Here is a 16,384-nt window from a genome sequence, read left to right on the forward strand (position 1 = left end):
GAGAACTTTTGCTGAAGTATCGCATTATCACGGCTCTGATTTTAATTCCTATCGTCATTGCGGCGCTTTTCTTGCTGCCGCCGGTGGGTTTCTCCATTGTGACCCTAGTGGTTTGCATGCTAGCAGCTTGGGAGTGGGGGCCATTATCTGGATTTCATTCGCGTACCCAGCGTATCTGGCTGGCTATTCTTTGCGGTTTTATTCTGGCGGCCATGATGTTGAGCCTGCCCGCATATCAACGAGCGATTGAGCTTGTGCAGGTTACGGGTTCACTTTGGGCATCGTTGGCTTGGTGGGTACTGGCCTTTTTGCTGGTTATTGGATATCCCGCTTCTGCTGCGCTTTGGCGCCATTCTCGGGCATTGAAACTCATTTTTGGTTTATTGACTATCGTACCTTTCTTCTGGGGTATGGTTTCGTTGCGCCAATATGGCTATGCCGATAACCATCACACCGGTGCGTGGTGGTTATTGTATGTAATGTTGCTGGTGTGGGGAGCAGATTCTGGTGCTTTCTTGTTTGGTAAGCTGTTTGGTAAACACAAATTGGCGCCTAAAGTTTCACCAGGTAAAACATGGGAAGGATTAATCGGCGGTCTTCTGACCTCGGCCCTGATATCATGGCTATTCAGTCTTTTTGTTCCGTTGAGCCTGAGCCCGTCAACCTTACTAATTTGTTCAGTAGTTGCTACACTCGCCTCGGTGTTGGGCGACTTGACTGAGAGCATGTTCAAACGTGAAGCCGGTATCAAGGATAGTGGCAATTTAATACCCGGTCATGGCGGCATTTTAGATCGTATTGACAGCTTAACGGCGGCGGTACCTGTATTCGCTTGCTTGATGCTGTTAGTGTATTAATCAGTCTTGCTCAGGGACGTTTTTAAGGAATTGTTGGTAATATGATGAACATACTCTGGAGCTTGGCCGCCTTTATCGTTGCATTAGGGATTCTTATCACTGTGCACGAGTTTGGTCATTTCTGGGTTGCTCGTCGTTGTGGTGTACGTGTTGAACGTTTCTCTGTCGGCTTTGGTAGGGCGATTTTTCGCCGCAAAGATAAGCTTGGTACTGAGTACGTATTAGCGATGATTCCACTCGGTGGCTACGTCAAAATGCTCGATGAGCGTGTCGAGGCTGTTGCCCCCGAATTGCGCCACCAATCCTTTAACAACAAAACTGTTTGGCAGCGCGCTGCGATTATCAGCGCGGGGCCTATTGCCAATTTCTTGTTTGCCATTGTTGCTTATTGGCTGGTGTTTATTATCGGCGTGCCCAGTGTTCGTCCGGTGATTGGTGAAATCACGCCACAATCTGTCGCGGCACAAGCGAATATTTCGCCGGGGATGGAACTTAAATCTGTTGGCGGTATCGAAACGCCTGATTGGGATTCTGCTCGCTTAGCGTTGGTTGGCGAGATTGGCGATAGCGAAACCACGATTGGTGTTGCTCCTTTTGGTTCAGAGGTGGTGACCAAGAAAACTCTGGATCTCCGCCAATGGCATTTTGACCCAGAGAAGCAAGACCCCATTGTTGCGTTAGGGATTATTCCCCGTGGGCCGCAAATTGAATCCGTGCTCGAGCAGGTACAAGAAAATTCGGCCGCACAAAAAGCAGGTTTGCAAGCAGGGGACAGGATCGTTAAAGTCGATGGTCAGCTTTTAGCTAGCTGGCAAGCTTTTGTCGTCCAGGTACGCGATAATCCAGGTAAGTCGATCGCGCTGGAAGTCGAACGCAACAGTTCAACAGTGAACTTAACGTTAATCCCAGACACTAAAACTCTGGGTAAAGGTGTGAAACAAGGGTTTGCTGGTGTTGTACCTAAAGTAATTCCGTTACCTGATGAGTACAAAACAATTCGCCAGTATGGGCCTTTTGTTGCGTTTTATGAGGCTGGGGATAAAACCTGGCAACTGATGAAACTAACAGTAGGCATGCTGGGCAAGTTAATAACCGGGGATGTAAAGCTGAATAATCTGAGTGGCCCGATTTCCATTGCACAGGGCGCTGGGATGTCAGCTGAGTATGGGTTGGTTTATTATCTTATGTTTTTGGCGCTGATTAGCGTCAATCTCGGGATAATCAATCTGTTCCCGTTACCGGTGTTAGATGGTGGACACCTGCTATTTCTGATAATAGAAAAGCTTAAAGGTGCGCCAGTTTCCGAGCGAGTTCAGGACTTCAGTTATCGCATTGGCTCAATATTGCTGGTGTTATTAATGGGGCTTGCACTTTTCAATGATTTCTCCCGTCTGTAAGGGCAGGGGATTAGGTATGGAAGAACGCATAACAACGATGGCTCTCAAAAAGTTGCTCATAGCGTCGCTGCTGTTTGGCAGCGCCACCGTATACGGTGCAGATGGATTCGTAGTGAAAGATATTCATTTCGAAGGCCTGCAGCGAGTTGCCGTCGGTGCGGCGTTACTCAATATGCCTGTTCGCGTAGGCGATACGGTCACAGATGATGACATCAGTAATACTATTCGTGCTCTGTTTGCCACTGGCAACTTTGAGGATGTCCGCGTTTTACGCGATGGTAATACTCTGATTGTTCAAGTTAAAGAACGTCCTACTATCGCCAGTATTACTTTCTCGGGTAATAAATCCGTGAAAGACGATATGCTTAAGCAAAATCTGGAAGCCTCTGGCGTCCGGGTTGGCGAGGCGCTCGACAGGACCACTATTTCTAGCATTGAAAAAGGCCTGGAAGATTTTTATTACAGCGTCGGTAAATACAGTGCTTCAGTAAAAGCGGTTGTTACGCCTTTACCACGTAACCGTGTTGACTTGAAGCTAGTGTTCACCGAAGGGTTATCTGCGAAAATTCAGCAGATCAACATCGTTGGTAACCATGCCTTTAGCACTGATGAACTGGTTTCACATTTCCAACTTCGTGACGAAGTGCCTTGGTGGAACGTGGTGGCCGATCGTAAATACCAGAAGCAGAAACTTGCTGGTGACTTAGAAACGTTACGTAGTTTCTACTTGGATCGTGGCTATGCTCGCTTCAACATTGACTCGACGCAAGTTAGCCTGACGCCGGACAAAAAAGGTATTTATATCACCCTCAACATTCATGAAGGCGATCAGTACAAACTGTCTGGCGTTGAAGTTGCAGGGAACATGGCCGGACATTCTCTGGAAGTTGAGAATCTGACCAAGATTGATAAAGGCGAACTGTATAACGGCGCGAAAGTAACCAAAATGGAAAACGACATCAAAGCGATGTTGGGCCGTTATGGTTATGCTTACCCGCAGGTAAATACTCAACCAGAAATCAATGACGCGGATAAAACCGTCAAACTGCATGTCAACGTTGATGCGGGCAATCGCTACTACGTTCGTCACGTACGTTTTGAAGGTAATGACACCAGTAAAGACAGTGTTCTTCGCCGTGAAATGCGTCAGATGGAAGGGGCTTGGTTAGGTAGCGATCTAGTCGATAAAGGCAAAGAACGTCTTAATCGTACCGGCTATTTCGAGAGCGTTGATGTTGATACTCAGCGCGTGCCGGGAACAACTGACCAGGTTGACGTTGTCTATAAAGTGAAAGAACGTAACACCGGTAGCTTCAACTTTGGTGTTGGTTACGGTACTGAAAGTGGCGTGAGTTTCCAGGTTGGTGTCACCCAAGATAACTGGCTGGGTACAGGTAACACTGTTGGTATCAGCGGTACCAAAAATGACTACCAGACCTACGCAGAATTTACGCTTACCGATCCTTACTTCACTGTTGACGGTGTGAGTCTGGGTGGTCGTATATTCTATAACGACTTTAAAGCCGATGATGCTGACCTGTCTGAGTACACCAATAAAAGTTATGGTATTGGTGGCAACTTGGGCTTCCCTGTCAATGAGAATAACTCATTGCGCTTGGGTCTGGATTACGTTCATAACGACCTGTCCAATATGGAACCTCAGGTCAGTATGTTCCGTTATCTGAACTCTATGGGGATTAACCCTAATGTGGTTGGCTATCAAGAGAACTCGGATTCTGACTTCAGTGCCGATGACTTCTTCCTGAGCTTAGGTTGGGGTTATAACAACCTTGACCGTGGATTCTTCCCGACCGCTGGTTCTAAAGCTAGCCTGACCGGTAAAGTCACGGTGCCAGGTTCGGATAACGAATACTATAAAATTACCTTTGATGCCACCAGCTACCTGCCATTGACCGAGAGTCATCAGTGGGTTCTGATGGGACGTGCTCGCGCGGGTTATGCGGATGGCTTGGGCGGTAAAGAAGTACCGTTCTATGACAACTTCTACGCCGGTGGTTCAAGCAGCGTTCGTGGTTTCCAATCGAATACGATTGGTCCTAAAGCGGCTTATTATGCTTGTCCTCAGGGTGCAACGTCTTATAACGGTTGTCCGCTTATTAACTCCACAGATGCCGTCGGCGGTAACGCCATGGGCCTTCTCAGTGCTGAGTTGATCGTACCTACGCCGTTTATCAGCGAAAAATATGCTAACTCAGTACGTACTTCTCTGTTTGTGGACAGTGGTACAACTTGGGATACTAATTGGGAAAATACTGCGGAGAGTCTTGCTGCCGGCATTCCTGACTACAGTAAACCAGGCAATATTCGTGTATCTTCCGGTATCGCATTGCAGTGGCAGTCTCCATTGGGTCCACTGTCGTTCTCTTATGCGCAGCCAGTCAAGACATACGAAGGCGACAAATCGGAGCAGTTCCAGTTTAACATCGGTAAAACGTGGTAATCTGTTGCTGAATGCGTTAAACGCATAAAGATTTTAAGCAGGAGCGCAAAAGTCTGAGCCATTAAATTGGCAAAGACTTTTGTGAAATTTATTGTGCCAAATGGCGCAAACGGGTGTATGGAAGGAGTTTATAGTGAAAAAGTGGTTGTATGCCGCAGGCCTCGGTTTAGTTATGGCTTCTTCAGCAAGCGTTATGGCTGCTGACAAAATCGCTGTTGTCAATGTCGGACAAATTTTCCAACAAATGCCAGCTCGTGAAGCGGTAGCAAAACAGTTGGAAAACGAGTTCAAAGGCCGTGCAACTCAGTTGCAATCTCAGGAAGCTGCTCTGCAAACTCAAATGCAGAAGTTGCAACGTGATGGTTCAACCATGAAAGCTAGCGACCGTGCTAAGTTAGAAAAATCTGTCATGGCTCAACGTGAAGATTTCTCTGCTAAAGCTCAGGCTTTTGAGCAAGACAATCGTCGCCGTCAGGGTGAAGAGCGTAATAAAATTCTGGGTCGTATCCAGGACGCAGTGAAAACTGTAGCAAGCAAAGAAGGTTACGATGTAGTAATCGATTCTAACGCTGTTGCTTATGCAGCGGACGCGAAAGACATTACTGCTGATGTGCTGAAACAGGTTAAATAAACATGTCTTCAATTCGACTTGCTGATCTCGCACAGCAGTTGGATGCACAATTGCACGGTGATGGCGATATCGTCATCACCGGCGTTGCTTCAATGCATTCCGCACACTCTGAGCAAATCACGTTTTTATCAAACAGCCGTTACCGTGAACAGTTAGCGTCCTGCACCGCAGGTGCTGTTGTGTTGACGGAAGCGGATCTGCCATTTTGCCAAACAGCGGCACTCGTTGTTAAAAATCCGTATCTGACTTATGCCCGTATGGCGCAATTGCTTGATACCACGCCAACGCCTGCAGAAAATATTGCACCAAGTGCAGTGATTTCTCCAGATGCGGTACTGGGTAAGCAGGTTTCGGTTGGTGCGAATGCAGTTATTGAATCCGGGGCACAACTCGGAGACAACGTCATCATCGGTGCAGGTTGCTTTATTGGTAAACATGCACGCATCGGTGCAGGTACCCGTATTTGGGCGAATGTATCAATCTATCATCGCGTTGAAATTGGTGAACATTGTCTTATCCAGTCAGGTACCGTTATCGGTGCTGATGGGTTTGGCTATGCGAATGACCGTGGTAACTGGGTCAAAATTCCGCAATTAGGAACAGTCCTAATTGGCGATCGCGTAGAGATTGGCGCCTGTACTACCATTGACCGTGGCGCGTTAGATGATACCGTTATTGGCAATGGTGTGATCATTGATAACCAATGCCAGATTGCACACAACGTTGTGATTGGAGACAATACAGCGGTTGCTGGAGGTGTAATCATGGCTGGTAGTCTGAAGATCGGCCGCTACTGCCAAATTGGTGGCGCCAGCGTGATTAATGGTCATATGGAAATTTGTGACAAAGCAGTCGTCACTGGTATGGGAATGGTGATGCGTCCAATCACTGAACCTGGGGTATACTCCTCCGGCATTCCACTACAGCCGAACAAAGTTTGGCGTAAGACCGCAGCGTTGGTAATGAATATCGATGAGATGAACAAACGCTTAAAAGCTGTCGAGCGTAAAATCGAAAAAGACTAATTTACTGCTGACAATAATCACTTAAGCTTTGATGATTCATTGTATTATCAAGGTTTGTGTTAACATAAGTTCCTATTTGCGGCCTGCACAATGTCTCTCTTTGAGAGGCAAGCAGGCCGTGTTATTGATGACATCAGTTTTTTATAGACAGGAAGAGTATTTTGACAACCGAAACTCATACTCTGCGTATCGAAGAGATATTGGATTTACTGCCACACCGCTATCCGTTCTTGTTGGTCGATCGCGTGTTGGACTTTGATGAAGGGAAGTTTTTACGCGCTGTGAAAAACGTTTCCTTTAATGAGCCGTGTTTCCAAGGCCATTTCCCGGGTAAACCTATTTTCCCAGGCGTGATGATCCTTGAAGCGATGGCGCAAGCGACCGGTATTTTGGCATTTAAAAGCGTAGGTCGTTTGGAGCCGGGTGAGCTGTACTATTTTGCAGGTATCGACAAAGCGCGTTTCCGCCGCCCTGTGTTACCTGGGGATCAGATGATCCTGGAAGTTGAGTTTCTTAAAACGCGTCGTGGACTCACCCGTTTCAAAGGTGTCGCTAAAGTTGATGGTGAGATTGTTTGCGAAGCAGAGATGATGTGCGCCCGTAGTCAAGAGGGGTAATCCGTGATTGATAAAACCGCCTTTATTCATCCGAGCTCTATTGTCGAAGACGGTGCCATTATTGGCGCTGGTGTTCATATCGGCCCTTTTTGTATCGTGGGTTCCGAGGTGGAAATCGGCGAAGGGACGGTACTGAAATCACATGTTGTCGTAAACGGTTTGACCAAAATTGGTCGCAATAACCGTATTTTCCAGTTCGTCAGTATTGGTGAAGTGAACCAAGACCTGAAGTATGCTGGTGAGCCTACGCGTGTTGAAGTGGGCGACGATAATGACATTCGTGAAAGCGTGACGATTCACCGTGGAACTGTAGATGGCGGCGGTCTAACTAAAGTAGGCAGTAATAACCTACTTATGGTTAATGCCCATGTTGCGCATGATTGTGTGGTGGGTAATAACTGTATTTTAGCTAACAACGCCACCTTGGCTGGGCATGTTCAGGTTGACGACTTTGCCATTATTGGTGGGATGACCGCGGTGCATCAATTCTGCATCATTGGTGCTCATGTGATGGTGGGTGGCTGTTCTGGGGTTGCTCAAGATGTGCCACCGTTCTTGATTGCTCAAGGTAACCATGCAACACCTTTCGGCATCAATCGGGTTGGACTGAAACGTCGCGGTTTTGATAAAGAATCCCGACAGGCGATTGATAAAGCATACAAGCTGTTATATCGCAGTGGTAAGACGTTGGAAGAAGTTCTGCCGGAAATTACCGCTATTGCCGATGAGTTCCCAGCGGTTAAGCCATTTAGTGACTTCTTTGCCCGCTCAACGCGCGGCATCATCCGTTGATTTAATTCCAGGGATTTTATGCCATTGCTAAATAAGGAGCGACCTGCATTAACTATCGGTTTGGTCGCGGGTGAAACCTCTGGCGATATTTTAGGTGCAGGGTTAATCCGTGCACTTAAGCATCACTATCCTGACGCTCATTTTGTTGGCGTCGCTGGGCCGCTGATGCAAGCCGAAGGTTGCGAAGCTTGGTATGAAATGGAAGAGCTGGCGGTAATGGGCGTGGTAGAAGTCGTAGAGCGTTTACCACGCCTGTTGAAGATTCGCAAAGACCTGACTCAGCGTTTTGCTAAGCTTAAGCCCGATGTCTTTGTTGGAATTGACGCGCCGGACTTTAACATCACGCTCGAAGGACGATTAAAGCAGCGTGGGATACGCACCATTCATTATGTCAGCCCGTCCGTTTGGGCCTGGCGTCAAAAGCGTGTTTTCAAAATTGGTAAGGCCACCGATATGGTGCTGGCTTTTCTTCCTTTCGAAAAAGCGTTTTACGATAGATTTGATGTGCCTTGTCGCTTTATTGGCCATACGATGGCGGATTCAATGCCGCTTGAGCCTAATAAGCTAGCAGCTCGCGCTGAATTAGGTATTCCGCCAGATGTACATTGTCTGGCATTGCTGCCGGGCAGCCGCCATTCAGAGGTCGAGATGTTAAGCGCTGACTTCCTGAAAACGGCGCTACAGCTGCGTCGAACTTATCCTGATTTGCATATCGTGGTGCCTTTGGTTAATGCCAAGCGCCGTGAGCAGTTTGAACGCATCAAAGCTGAAATTGCACCAGACCTTCCTGCTCATTTACTCGATGGGCAAGGACGAGCTGCAATGATTGCCAGTGATGCTGCATTATTGGCGTCAGGTACTGCGGCGCTGGAATGCATGTTGGCGAAGTGCCCAATGGTGGTCGGGTATAGAATGAAACCTTTCACTTTCTGGATAGCCGAGCGCTTGGTCAAAACGCCGTATGTTTCACTGCCAAATCTGTTAGCCGGACGAGAGATTGTCACCGAATTGCTACAGACTGAGTGTGTGCCGGATAAGCTAAGTGCTGCGCTGTTGCCGCTATTGGCCGGTGGTGAGAAAAGTACCGAATTGAAACATTTATTCCTCGAATTACATCAAAACATTCGTTGCGGTGCTGATGAACAGGCAGCTCAGGCGGTAATGGAGTTAGCTCAGCGATGATGACCGAACTTTTTGTCTATCCACAGGCAAATTATATTGCTGGTGTGGATGAAGTTGGCCGTGGTCCTTTGGTTGGTGCGGTAGTAACGGCTGCGGTGATTCTCGACCCTGCGCGGCCAATTATCGGCTTGGCTGACTCAAAAAAGCTCAGCGAAAAACGTCGCGATGCGCTGTTTATTGAGATAACGGAGAAAGCCCTGGCCTGGAGTTTGGGGCGGGCCGAGCCGGAAGAAATTGATCAACTGAATATCTTGCATGCCACAATGTTGGCGATGCAGCGAGCGGTAGCTGGTTTACAGGTAACGCCTGACATGGTGTTGGTTGACGGTAATCGCTGCCCTAGCTTGCCAATGGCATCTATGGCGGTGGTTAAAGGCGACAGTAAAGTGGCCGAGATTAGCGCCGCATCAATTTTGGCTAAGGTCACGCGTGACCGTGAAATGGTTGCGTTGGATCTCGAATTCCCGCAATACGGATTTGCTCAGCATAAAGGCTACCCAACGCCGTTGCATCTTGAGCAGTTGGCAAAATTTGGTGCCACACAATATCATCGGCGTAGCTTTGCGCCCGTCAGACGCGTGCTGGATTTGGCATAACTTCAACTCTCACATTTCTGGTAATTTGATATGGCTGAACCTCGTTTTATTCATCTTCGTGTTCACAGTGACTACTCCATGGTGGATGGATTAGCCAAAGTTGGCCCGTTGGTAAAACGAGCGGCACAGCTGTCGATGCCAGCGTTAGCTATCACCGATTTTACTAACCTTTGTGGGCTAGTAAAATTCTACGGTTCAGCGCACGGTGCTGGGATAAAGCCGATAATTGGTGCTGATTTCAATGTCCAAAGCGATGTATTGGGCGATGAGTTGGCCCAATTGACCGTGTTGGCAATGGATAATGACGGCTACCAGAATTTGACGTTGCTGATATCCCGGGCTTACCAAAATGGTTACGGCGCAGCAGGGCCAATCATCGATCGCGAATGGTTAGCTGAATTAAACCACGGGCTGTTGTTGCTATCCGGTGGCCGAATGGGGGATGTAGGCAAGTTTATGCTGCGTGGCAATCCCCCTTTGGTTGAGCAGTGCCTGGATTTCTATCAGCAATATTTTCCCGACCGCTACTATCTTGAATTGATCCGCACCGGTCGCGCTGATGAAGAAAACTATCTGCATGCAGCAGTCGCGTTGGCAACCGAGCGGCAACTGCCGGTTGTCGCCACCAATGATGTGCGTTTTCTGGTCGACAGTGATTTTGACGCGCACGAAATTCGCGTGGCGATCCACGATGGTTTTACGCTTGATGACCCTAAGCGCCCTAAAAAATATACGGCGCAACAATATATGCGCAGTGAAGAGGAAATGTGCGAACTCTTCGCAGATATTCCTGAAGCGTTGCAAAATAGCGTTGAAATTGCCAAGCGCTGTAACGTCACAATTCGCCTGGGCGAATATTTCCTGCCGCAGTTCCCAACCGGTGATATGACCACCGAAGACTTCCTCGTCGCCTGTTCGCAAAAAGGGCTGGAAGAGCGCCTTGAGTTCTTGTTCCCAGATCCGCAAGTACGGGCTGAAAGACGCCCAGAATATGATGATCGTTTGGATGTTGAACTCAAAGTGATCAACCAAATGGGCTTCCCAGGTTACTTCTTGATCGTGATGGAGTTTATCCAGTGGTCTAAGGATAATGACGTTCCTGTTGGGCCGGGGCGCGGATCTGGTGCGGGATCATTGGTGGCTTATGCGCTAAAAATTACGGACCTCGATCCACTGGAATTCGATTTACTATTCGAACGTTTCCTCAATCCAGAACGTGTTTCAATGCCCGACTTTGACGTCGACTTCTGCATGGAAAAACGCGATCTGGTGATCGATCACGTGGCTGAAATGTATGGCCGCGAAGCCGTGTCGCAAATTATCACTTTCGGTACCATGGCGGCCAAAGCGGTGATCCGCGATGTAGGTCGTGTATTGGGCCACCCTTACGGTTTTGTCGATAGAATATCTAAATTAGTCCCGCCCGATCCGGGAATGACGCTAGAAAAAGCCTTTGCTGCCGAGCCGCAGTTGCCTGAAATTTATGAGGCTGACGAAGAGGTTAAGGCGCTCATTGATATGGCGCGTAAGTTGGAGGGCGTCACGCGTAACGCCGGTAAGCATGCCGGTGGTGTTGTTATCGCTCCAACCAAAATTACTGACTTTGCCCCGCTTTATTGCGATGCCGAAGGGAATAACCCGGTTACCCAGTTTGATAAAAATGATGTGGAATATGCAGGGCTGGTAAAGTTTGACTTCCTTGGCTTGCGTACGCTGACGATCATCGACTGGGCGTTACAGATGATAAACGCTCGCCGTGCTAAGACCGGATTAGAGCCAATAGATATCGCCGCGATCCCACTTACCGATCAGAAAAGCTTCGATATGCTGCAACGCTCGGAAACCACAGCGGTATTCCAGCTTGAATCACGCGGTATGAAAGATCTGATCAAGCGTCTGAAGCCGGACAGCTTTGAAGATATGATCGCCTTGGTGGCATTGTTCCGCCCTGGGCCGCTGCAGTCGGGGATGGTAGACAACTTTATCGACCGTAAACACGGGCGGGAAGAACTGTCTTATCCTGATATCCAATGGCAGCATGAATCACTAAAACCTGTGCTTGAGCCAACTTACGGCATTATCTTGTATCAAGAACAGGTTATGCAGATTGCTCAGGTACTGGCGGGCTACTCGTTAGGCGGCGCGGATATGCTGCGTCGTGCAATGGGTAAAAAGAACCCTGTCGAGATGGCTAAGCAACGCGGTGGATTTGAGGACGGTGCTAAATCCCGCGGCGTTGATGGTGAACTTGCGGTTAAAATCTTCGATCTGGTAGAAAAGTTTGCGGGCTATGGTTTTAACAAATCGCACTCTGCTGCTTATGCGCTGGTCTCTTATCAAACCTTATGGTTAAAGGCTCATTATCCGGCTGAATTTATGGCGGCAGTAATGACTGCTGATATGGACAACACCGATAAAGTGGTTGGCTTGGTTGATGAATGCTGGCGGATGGGGCTTAAAATTCTGCCGCCGGATATCAACAGTGGGCTATATCATTTCCACGTCAATGACGAGGGGGAAATAGTTTACGGAATCGGCGCGATTAAAGGCGTTGGTGAAGGCCCGATTGAAGCGATCATTGAAGCGCGAAATCAGGGGGGCTATTTTAAAGAGTTGTTTGACCTTTGTGCTCGCACAGATACCAAAAAACTTAATCGCCGTATTCTTGAAAAGCTGATCATGTCCGGGGCATTTGACCGTCTTGGCCCACACCGTGCAGCGTTGATGCACTCTTTGGGCGATGCGCTAAAAGCTGCCGATCAACATGCCAAAGCAGAAGCGATTGGTCAGGCAGATATGTTTGGTGTGCTGGCCGAAGAACCCGAGCAAGTTGAAAAATCTTATGCTAGCGTAACGCCTTGGCAAGAGCAGGTGGTATTGGATGGTGAGCGAGAAACCTTAGGTTTGTATCTCACCGGCCATCCAATCAACCAGTATTTAAAAGAAATTGAACGTTATGGCGGCGGCCAGCGTTTAAAAGATATGCACCCAACGGATCGGGGAAAAATGACCATCGCAGTCGGTTTGGTAGTGGCTGCGAAGGTGATGATTACCAAACGGGGTAACCGTATTGGTATTTGTACGTTGGATGACCGTTCCGGTCGTCTCGAAGTCATGTTATTCACTGAAGCGTTGGAAAAATTCCAGCATTTATTGGAAAAAGACCGTATCCTGATAGCCACAGGACAGGTCAGCTTTGATGATTTCAACGGCGGGCTTAAAATGATGGCCCGTGATCTAATGGACATCAGTGAAGCGCGTGAAAAATATGCTCGCGGTCTTGCTATCTCGCTGACTGACAGGCAAATTGATGACCAGCTTTTGAACCGTCTCCGCGAATCGTTGGAACCTCATCGATCGGGGACGATACCAGTGCACTTGTACTATCAACGAGAGAACGCACGAGCCCGGCTGCGATTCGGTGCGAGTTGGCGTGTTACACCAACCGACCGTTTATTACTGGATTTACGTACTTTAGTCGGTAATGAGCAGGTGGAACTGGAATTTGACTAAAATAGGAATGCTATGAGTCTGAATTTTCTTGATTTTGAACAGCCGATTGCGGAGCTGGAAGCGAAAATTGACTCGCTGACTGCAGTCAGCCGTCAAGACGAAAAATTGGATATTAATCTTGATGAAGAAGTGGGACGCCTGCGTGAGAAAAGCGTTGAACTGACTCGCAAGATTTTCTCTGATCTGGGAGCCTGGCAGGTTGCCCAATTGGCGCGTCATCCACGTCGTCCTTACACCTTGGATTACATCAAACATATCTTCACTGATTTTGATGAGCTAGCGGGTGATCGTGCTTACGCTGACGATAAAGCTATTGTTGGCGGGATTGCTCGTTTGGGTGAACGTCCTGTGATGATCATTGGTCATCAGAAAGGTCGTGAAACCAAAGAGAAAATCCGTCGCAACTTTGGTATGCCGGCGCCAGAAGGTTACCGTAAAGCCTTGCGTCTGATGGAGATGGCTGAGCGTTTTAAAATGCCAATCATCACCTTCATTGATACGCCAGGTGCTTACCCGGGCGTAGGTGCGGAAGAGCGCGGCCAGTCTGAAGCTATTGCACGTAACCTGCGTGAAATGTCTCGTTTGAATGTACCGGTTATTTGTACGGTGATCGGCGAAGGCGGTTCCGGTGGTGCGTTGGCGATTGGCGTAGGCGATAAAGTTAACATGTTGCAGTACAGCACGTACTCGGTTATTTCGCCGGAAGGTTGTGCGTCAATCTTGTGGAAGAGCGCGGATAAAGCCTCGCTGGCGGCAGAAGCGATGGGCATTATCGCTCCTCGTCTGAAAGAGTTGAAACTTATCGATACCGTTATTCCAGAACCTCTGGGTGGCGCACATCGTGACGTTCCGGCAATTTCAGCTTCTTTGCGTGCTCAACTTGAAGCCGATCTTCGTGATTTGGATGCGTTGACTGTCGAAGAATTGCGTAACCGTCGTTACCAACGACTGATGACTTACGGCTACTGCTGATATTTGTCAGAATTATGTGAAAGGGCAGCCGCGAGGCTGCCTTTTTTATATCCGCCAAATTCTGATAATTAAACGTAATGGCAGGGAAAGGTGGAATAAGAGCTTAACGCGACGATGTTTATTCCTATAATCAAGGAATCAGATATATCAGCAAGGAGCCATCAGATGAATATTATCGCCATCATGCATCCCCCCGGCGCTTATTATAAAGATGAGCCGATGAGAGAGTTGGATTCAGCGCTGACGCAGGCCGGGTTCAAAACAATTTATCCCCATGATCAAGCCGATTTACTCAAGCTTATTGAAAACAACGCGCGTATTTGTGGCGTCGTCTTTGATTGGGATATGCACAGCGAAGACCTGTGTGCTGAAATTAACGAGCTGAACGAATATCTGCCGCTTTACGCCTTTATTAATACCCACTCTTCATTAGATGTCAGCAGCAATGATATGCGTATGGTGCTCTATTTCTTTGAGTATGCGCTCAATGCGGCAGAGGACATCGCTCAACGTATTCGCCAGTACACCAACGATTATCTTGATGAGATTACACCGCCCTTGACCAAGGCTTTGTTCACTTATGTTGAAGAGGGGAAATACACTTTTTGCACCCCGGGACACATGGCCGGCACGGCATTTTTGAAAAGCCCGGTTGGGACATTATTTTATGATTTCTTTGGCGCGAAAGCTCTCAAGGCCGATGTATCTATCTCAGTCACGGAATTGGGCTCTCTGCTTGATCACACCGGACCTCATCTGGAAGCTGAAGAATATATTGCTCGTACTTTTAACGCAGAGCAGAGCTATATCGTCACCAATGGCACTTCAACGGCTAACAAAATCGTCGGCATGTATGCCGCACACGCTGGTAGCACGATATTAATCGATCGCAACTGCCATAAATCATTGGCGCATCTAATGATGATGACCGATGTTATCCCGATTTATCTGCGCCCATCTCGAAATGCTTATGGAATATTAGGCGGCATTCCCAAACGTGAATTCAGCCGTGAAAGCATTGCTCAGAAAGTGGCTGATACAAAAGATGCTAGCTGGCCGGTTCACGCGGTAATTACCAATTCCACCTACGATGGTTTGCTGTACAACACCGACTTTATTAAACAGACGCTCGATGTACCTTCGATCCATTTTGATTCTGCCTGGGTGCCCTATACCAATTTCCACCCGATATATAGCGGGAAAAGTGGCATGAGCGGCGAGAGAATGGCAGGCAAGGTTTTTTATGAAACGCAGTCCACGCATAAACTACTGGCGGCTTTTTCTCAGGCATCAATGATTCATATTAAAGGTGATTACAATGAAAATACCTTTAATGAAGCCTATATGATGCATACCACCACCTCGCCAAATTACAGTATTGTGGCCTCCGCTGAGACAGCCGCGGCGATGCTGCGGGGTAATCCGGGACGCCGTTTGATCAATCGCTCAGTGGAACGGGCGCTGCATTTTAGAAAAGAGATCCAGCGTTTGCGTGCAGAATCTGAAGGATGGTTCTTCGATATCTGGCAACCGGAACAGATCGATGAGGCGCAGTGTTGGCCGCTACAACCACAGGATAAATGGCACGGATTTTCTCAGGCAGATGCCGATCATATGTACCTTGATCCGATCAAAGTGACCATTCTGACACCGGGAATGAGTGAGCAAGGCACATTGGCAGAAGAGGGGATCCCCGCTGCGCTGGTGGCTAAATTCCTTGATGAGCGTGGTGTCGTGGTCGAGAAAACTGGCCCTTATAATTTGCTTTTCCTGTTCAGTATCGGTATCGACAAAACCAAAGCAATGGGGTTAATGCGCGGGCTGACTGATTTCAAACGTTCGTATGATCTTAATTTGCGTGTGAAAAACATGCTGCCAGATCTCTACGCTGAAGATCCTGATTTTTACCGACACATGCGTATTCAGGACTTGGCTCAAGGGATCCATAAATTAATTATCCACCATGATCTGCCGCATTTGATGTTCAAAGCCTTTGATGTACTGCCAGAAATGAAAATGACGCCGTATCAAATGTTCCAGCACCAGGTTCGTGGCAACATTGAAGAGTGTGAAATCGACCAACTGGTAGGCAAAGTTTCTGCCAATATGATCCTGCCTTATCCGCCGGGAGTCCCGATGGTGATGCCGGGTGAAATGATCACTCAAGAGAGCCGAGCGGTGCTCGATTTCTTATTGATGCTATGCTCGATTGGCGAGCATTATCCTGGGTTTGAGACCGATATTCACGGTGCTAAATTGACAGAAGATGGTCGATATCTGGTGAAAGTACTGAAACAGCCGGCGTAAAACTTTGCTTGCAAGCCCTCGATAAATGAGGGCT

General features: G+C 48.1%; 12 protein-coding genes. All 12 read left to right on the forward strand.

Annotation, left to right across the window (positions count from 1 at the left end; genetic code table 11):
- Positions 1 to 8: 8 nt before the first annotated feature.
- Positions 9 to 857: a phosphatidate cytidylyltransferase gene (gene cdsA, locus ACL9RG_RS21090; RefSeq protein ID WP_422794621.1), complete on the forward strand. Its 849-nt coding sequence runs from the start codon at positions 9 to 11 to the stop codon at positions 855 to 857.
- Between the two features lie 41 nt (positions 858 to 898).
- Complete coding sequence (gene rseP / locus ACL9RG_RS21095) at positions 899 to 2,254, forward strand: sigma E protease regulator RseP (RefSeq protein WP_422794622.1); 1,356 nt, start codon at positions 899 to 901, stop codon at positions 2,252 to 2,254.
- Between the two features lie 37 nt (positions 2,255 to 2,291).
- Entirely contained in the window at positions 2,292 to 4,715 is a 2,424-nt protein-coding gene (gene bamA, locus ACL9RG_RS21100; RefSeq protein WP_422794650.1) for an outer membrane protein assembly factor BamA, read from the forward strand.
- A gap of 133 nt (positions 4,716 to 4,848) precedes the next feature.
- Positions 4,849 to 5,346, forward strand: a complete 498-nt coding sequence (gene skp, locus ACL9RG_RS21105) for a molecular chaperone Skp (RefSeq protein WP_422794623.1) — start codon at positions 4,849 to 4,851, stop codon at positions 5,344 to 5,346.
- A gap of 2 nt (positions 5,347 to 5,348) precedes the next feature.
- A complete protein-coding gene (gene lpxD, locus ACL9RG_RS21110) occupies positions 5,349 to 6,371 on the forward strand; it encodes a UDP-3-O-(3-hydroxymyristoyl)glucosamine N-acyltransferase (RefSeq protein ID WP_422794624.1) in 1,023 nt (340 codons plus the stop codon).
- Between the two features lie 161 nt (positions 6,372 to 6,532).
- Positions 6,533 to 6,988 (forward strand): 3-hydroxyacyl-ACP dehydratase FabZ, encoded by a 456-nt coding sequence (fabZ, locus tag ACL9RG_RS21115; RefSeq protein ID WP_422794625.1) that lies wholly within the window; start codon positions 6,533 to 6,535, stop codon positions 6,986 to 6,988.
- A 3-nt stretch (positions 6,989 to 6,991) separates the two neighbouring features.
- Entirely contained in the window at positions 6,992 to 7,780 is a 789-nt protein-coding gene (lpxA, locus tag ACL9RG_RS21120) for an acyl-ACP--UDP-N-acetylglucosamine O-acyltransferase (RefSeq protein WP_422794626.1), read from the forward strand.
- A gap of 18 nt (positions 7,781 to 7,798) precedes the next feature.
- Complete coding sequence (lpxB, locus tag ACL9RG_RS21125) at positions 7,799 to 8,962, forward strand: lipid-A-disaccharide synthase (RefSeq protein WP_422794627.1); 1,164 nt, start codon at positions 7,799 to 7,801, stop codon at positions 8,960 to 8,962.
- Positions 8,962 to 9,558, forward strand: a complete 597-nt coding sequence (gene rnhB, locus ACL9RG_RS21130; RefSeq protein WP_422794651.1) for a ribonuclease HII — start codon at positions 8,962 to 8,964, stop codon at positions 9,556 to 9,558. The genes lpxB and rnhB overlap by 1 nt, the downstream gene beginning before the upstream one ends.
- Before the next feature lie 30 nt (positions 9,559 to 9,588).
- Positions 9,589 to 13,071 (forward strand): DNA polymerase III subunit alpha, encoded by a 3,483-nt coding sequence (gene dnaE / locus ACL9RG_RS21135; protein ID WP_422794628.1) that lies wholly within the window; start codon positions 9,589 to 9,591, stop codon positions 13,069 to 13,071.
- 12 nt (positions 13,072 to 13,083) lie between these two features.
- Positions 13,084 to 14,043 (forward strand): acetyl-CoA carboxylase carboxyl transferase subunit alpha, encoded by a 960-nt coding sequence (gene accA / locus ACL9RG_RS21140; RefSeq protein ID WP_422794629.1) that lies wholly within the window; start codon positions 13,084 to 13,086, stop codon positions 14,041 to 14,043.
- 165 nt (positions 14,044 to 14,208) lie between these two features.
- Positions 14,209 to 16,350 (forward strand): lysine decarboxylase LdcC, encoded by a 2,142-nt coding sequence (locus ACL9RG_RS21145; protein ID WP_422794630.1) that lies wholly within the window; start codon positions 14,209 to 14,211, stop codon positions 16,348 to 16,350.
- Positions 16,351 to 16,384: the final 34 nt, after the last annotated feature.

Source organism: Rouxiella sp. Mn2063, assembly GCF_049319665.1.
GTDB lineage: Bacteria > Pseudomonadota > Gammaproteobacteria > Enterobacterales > Enterobacteriaceae > JBMOUD01.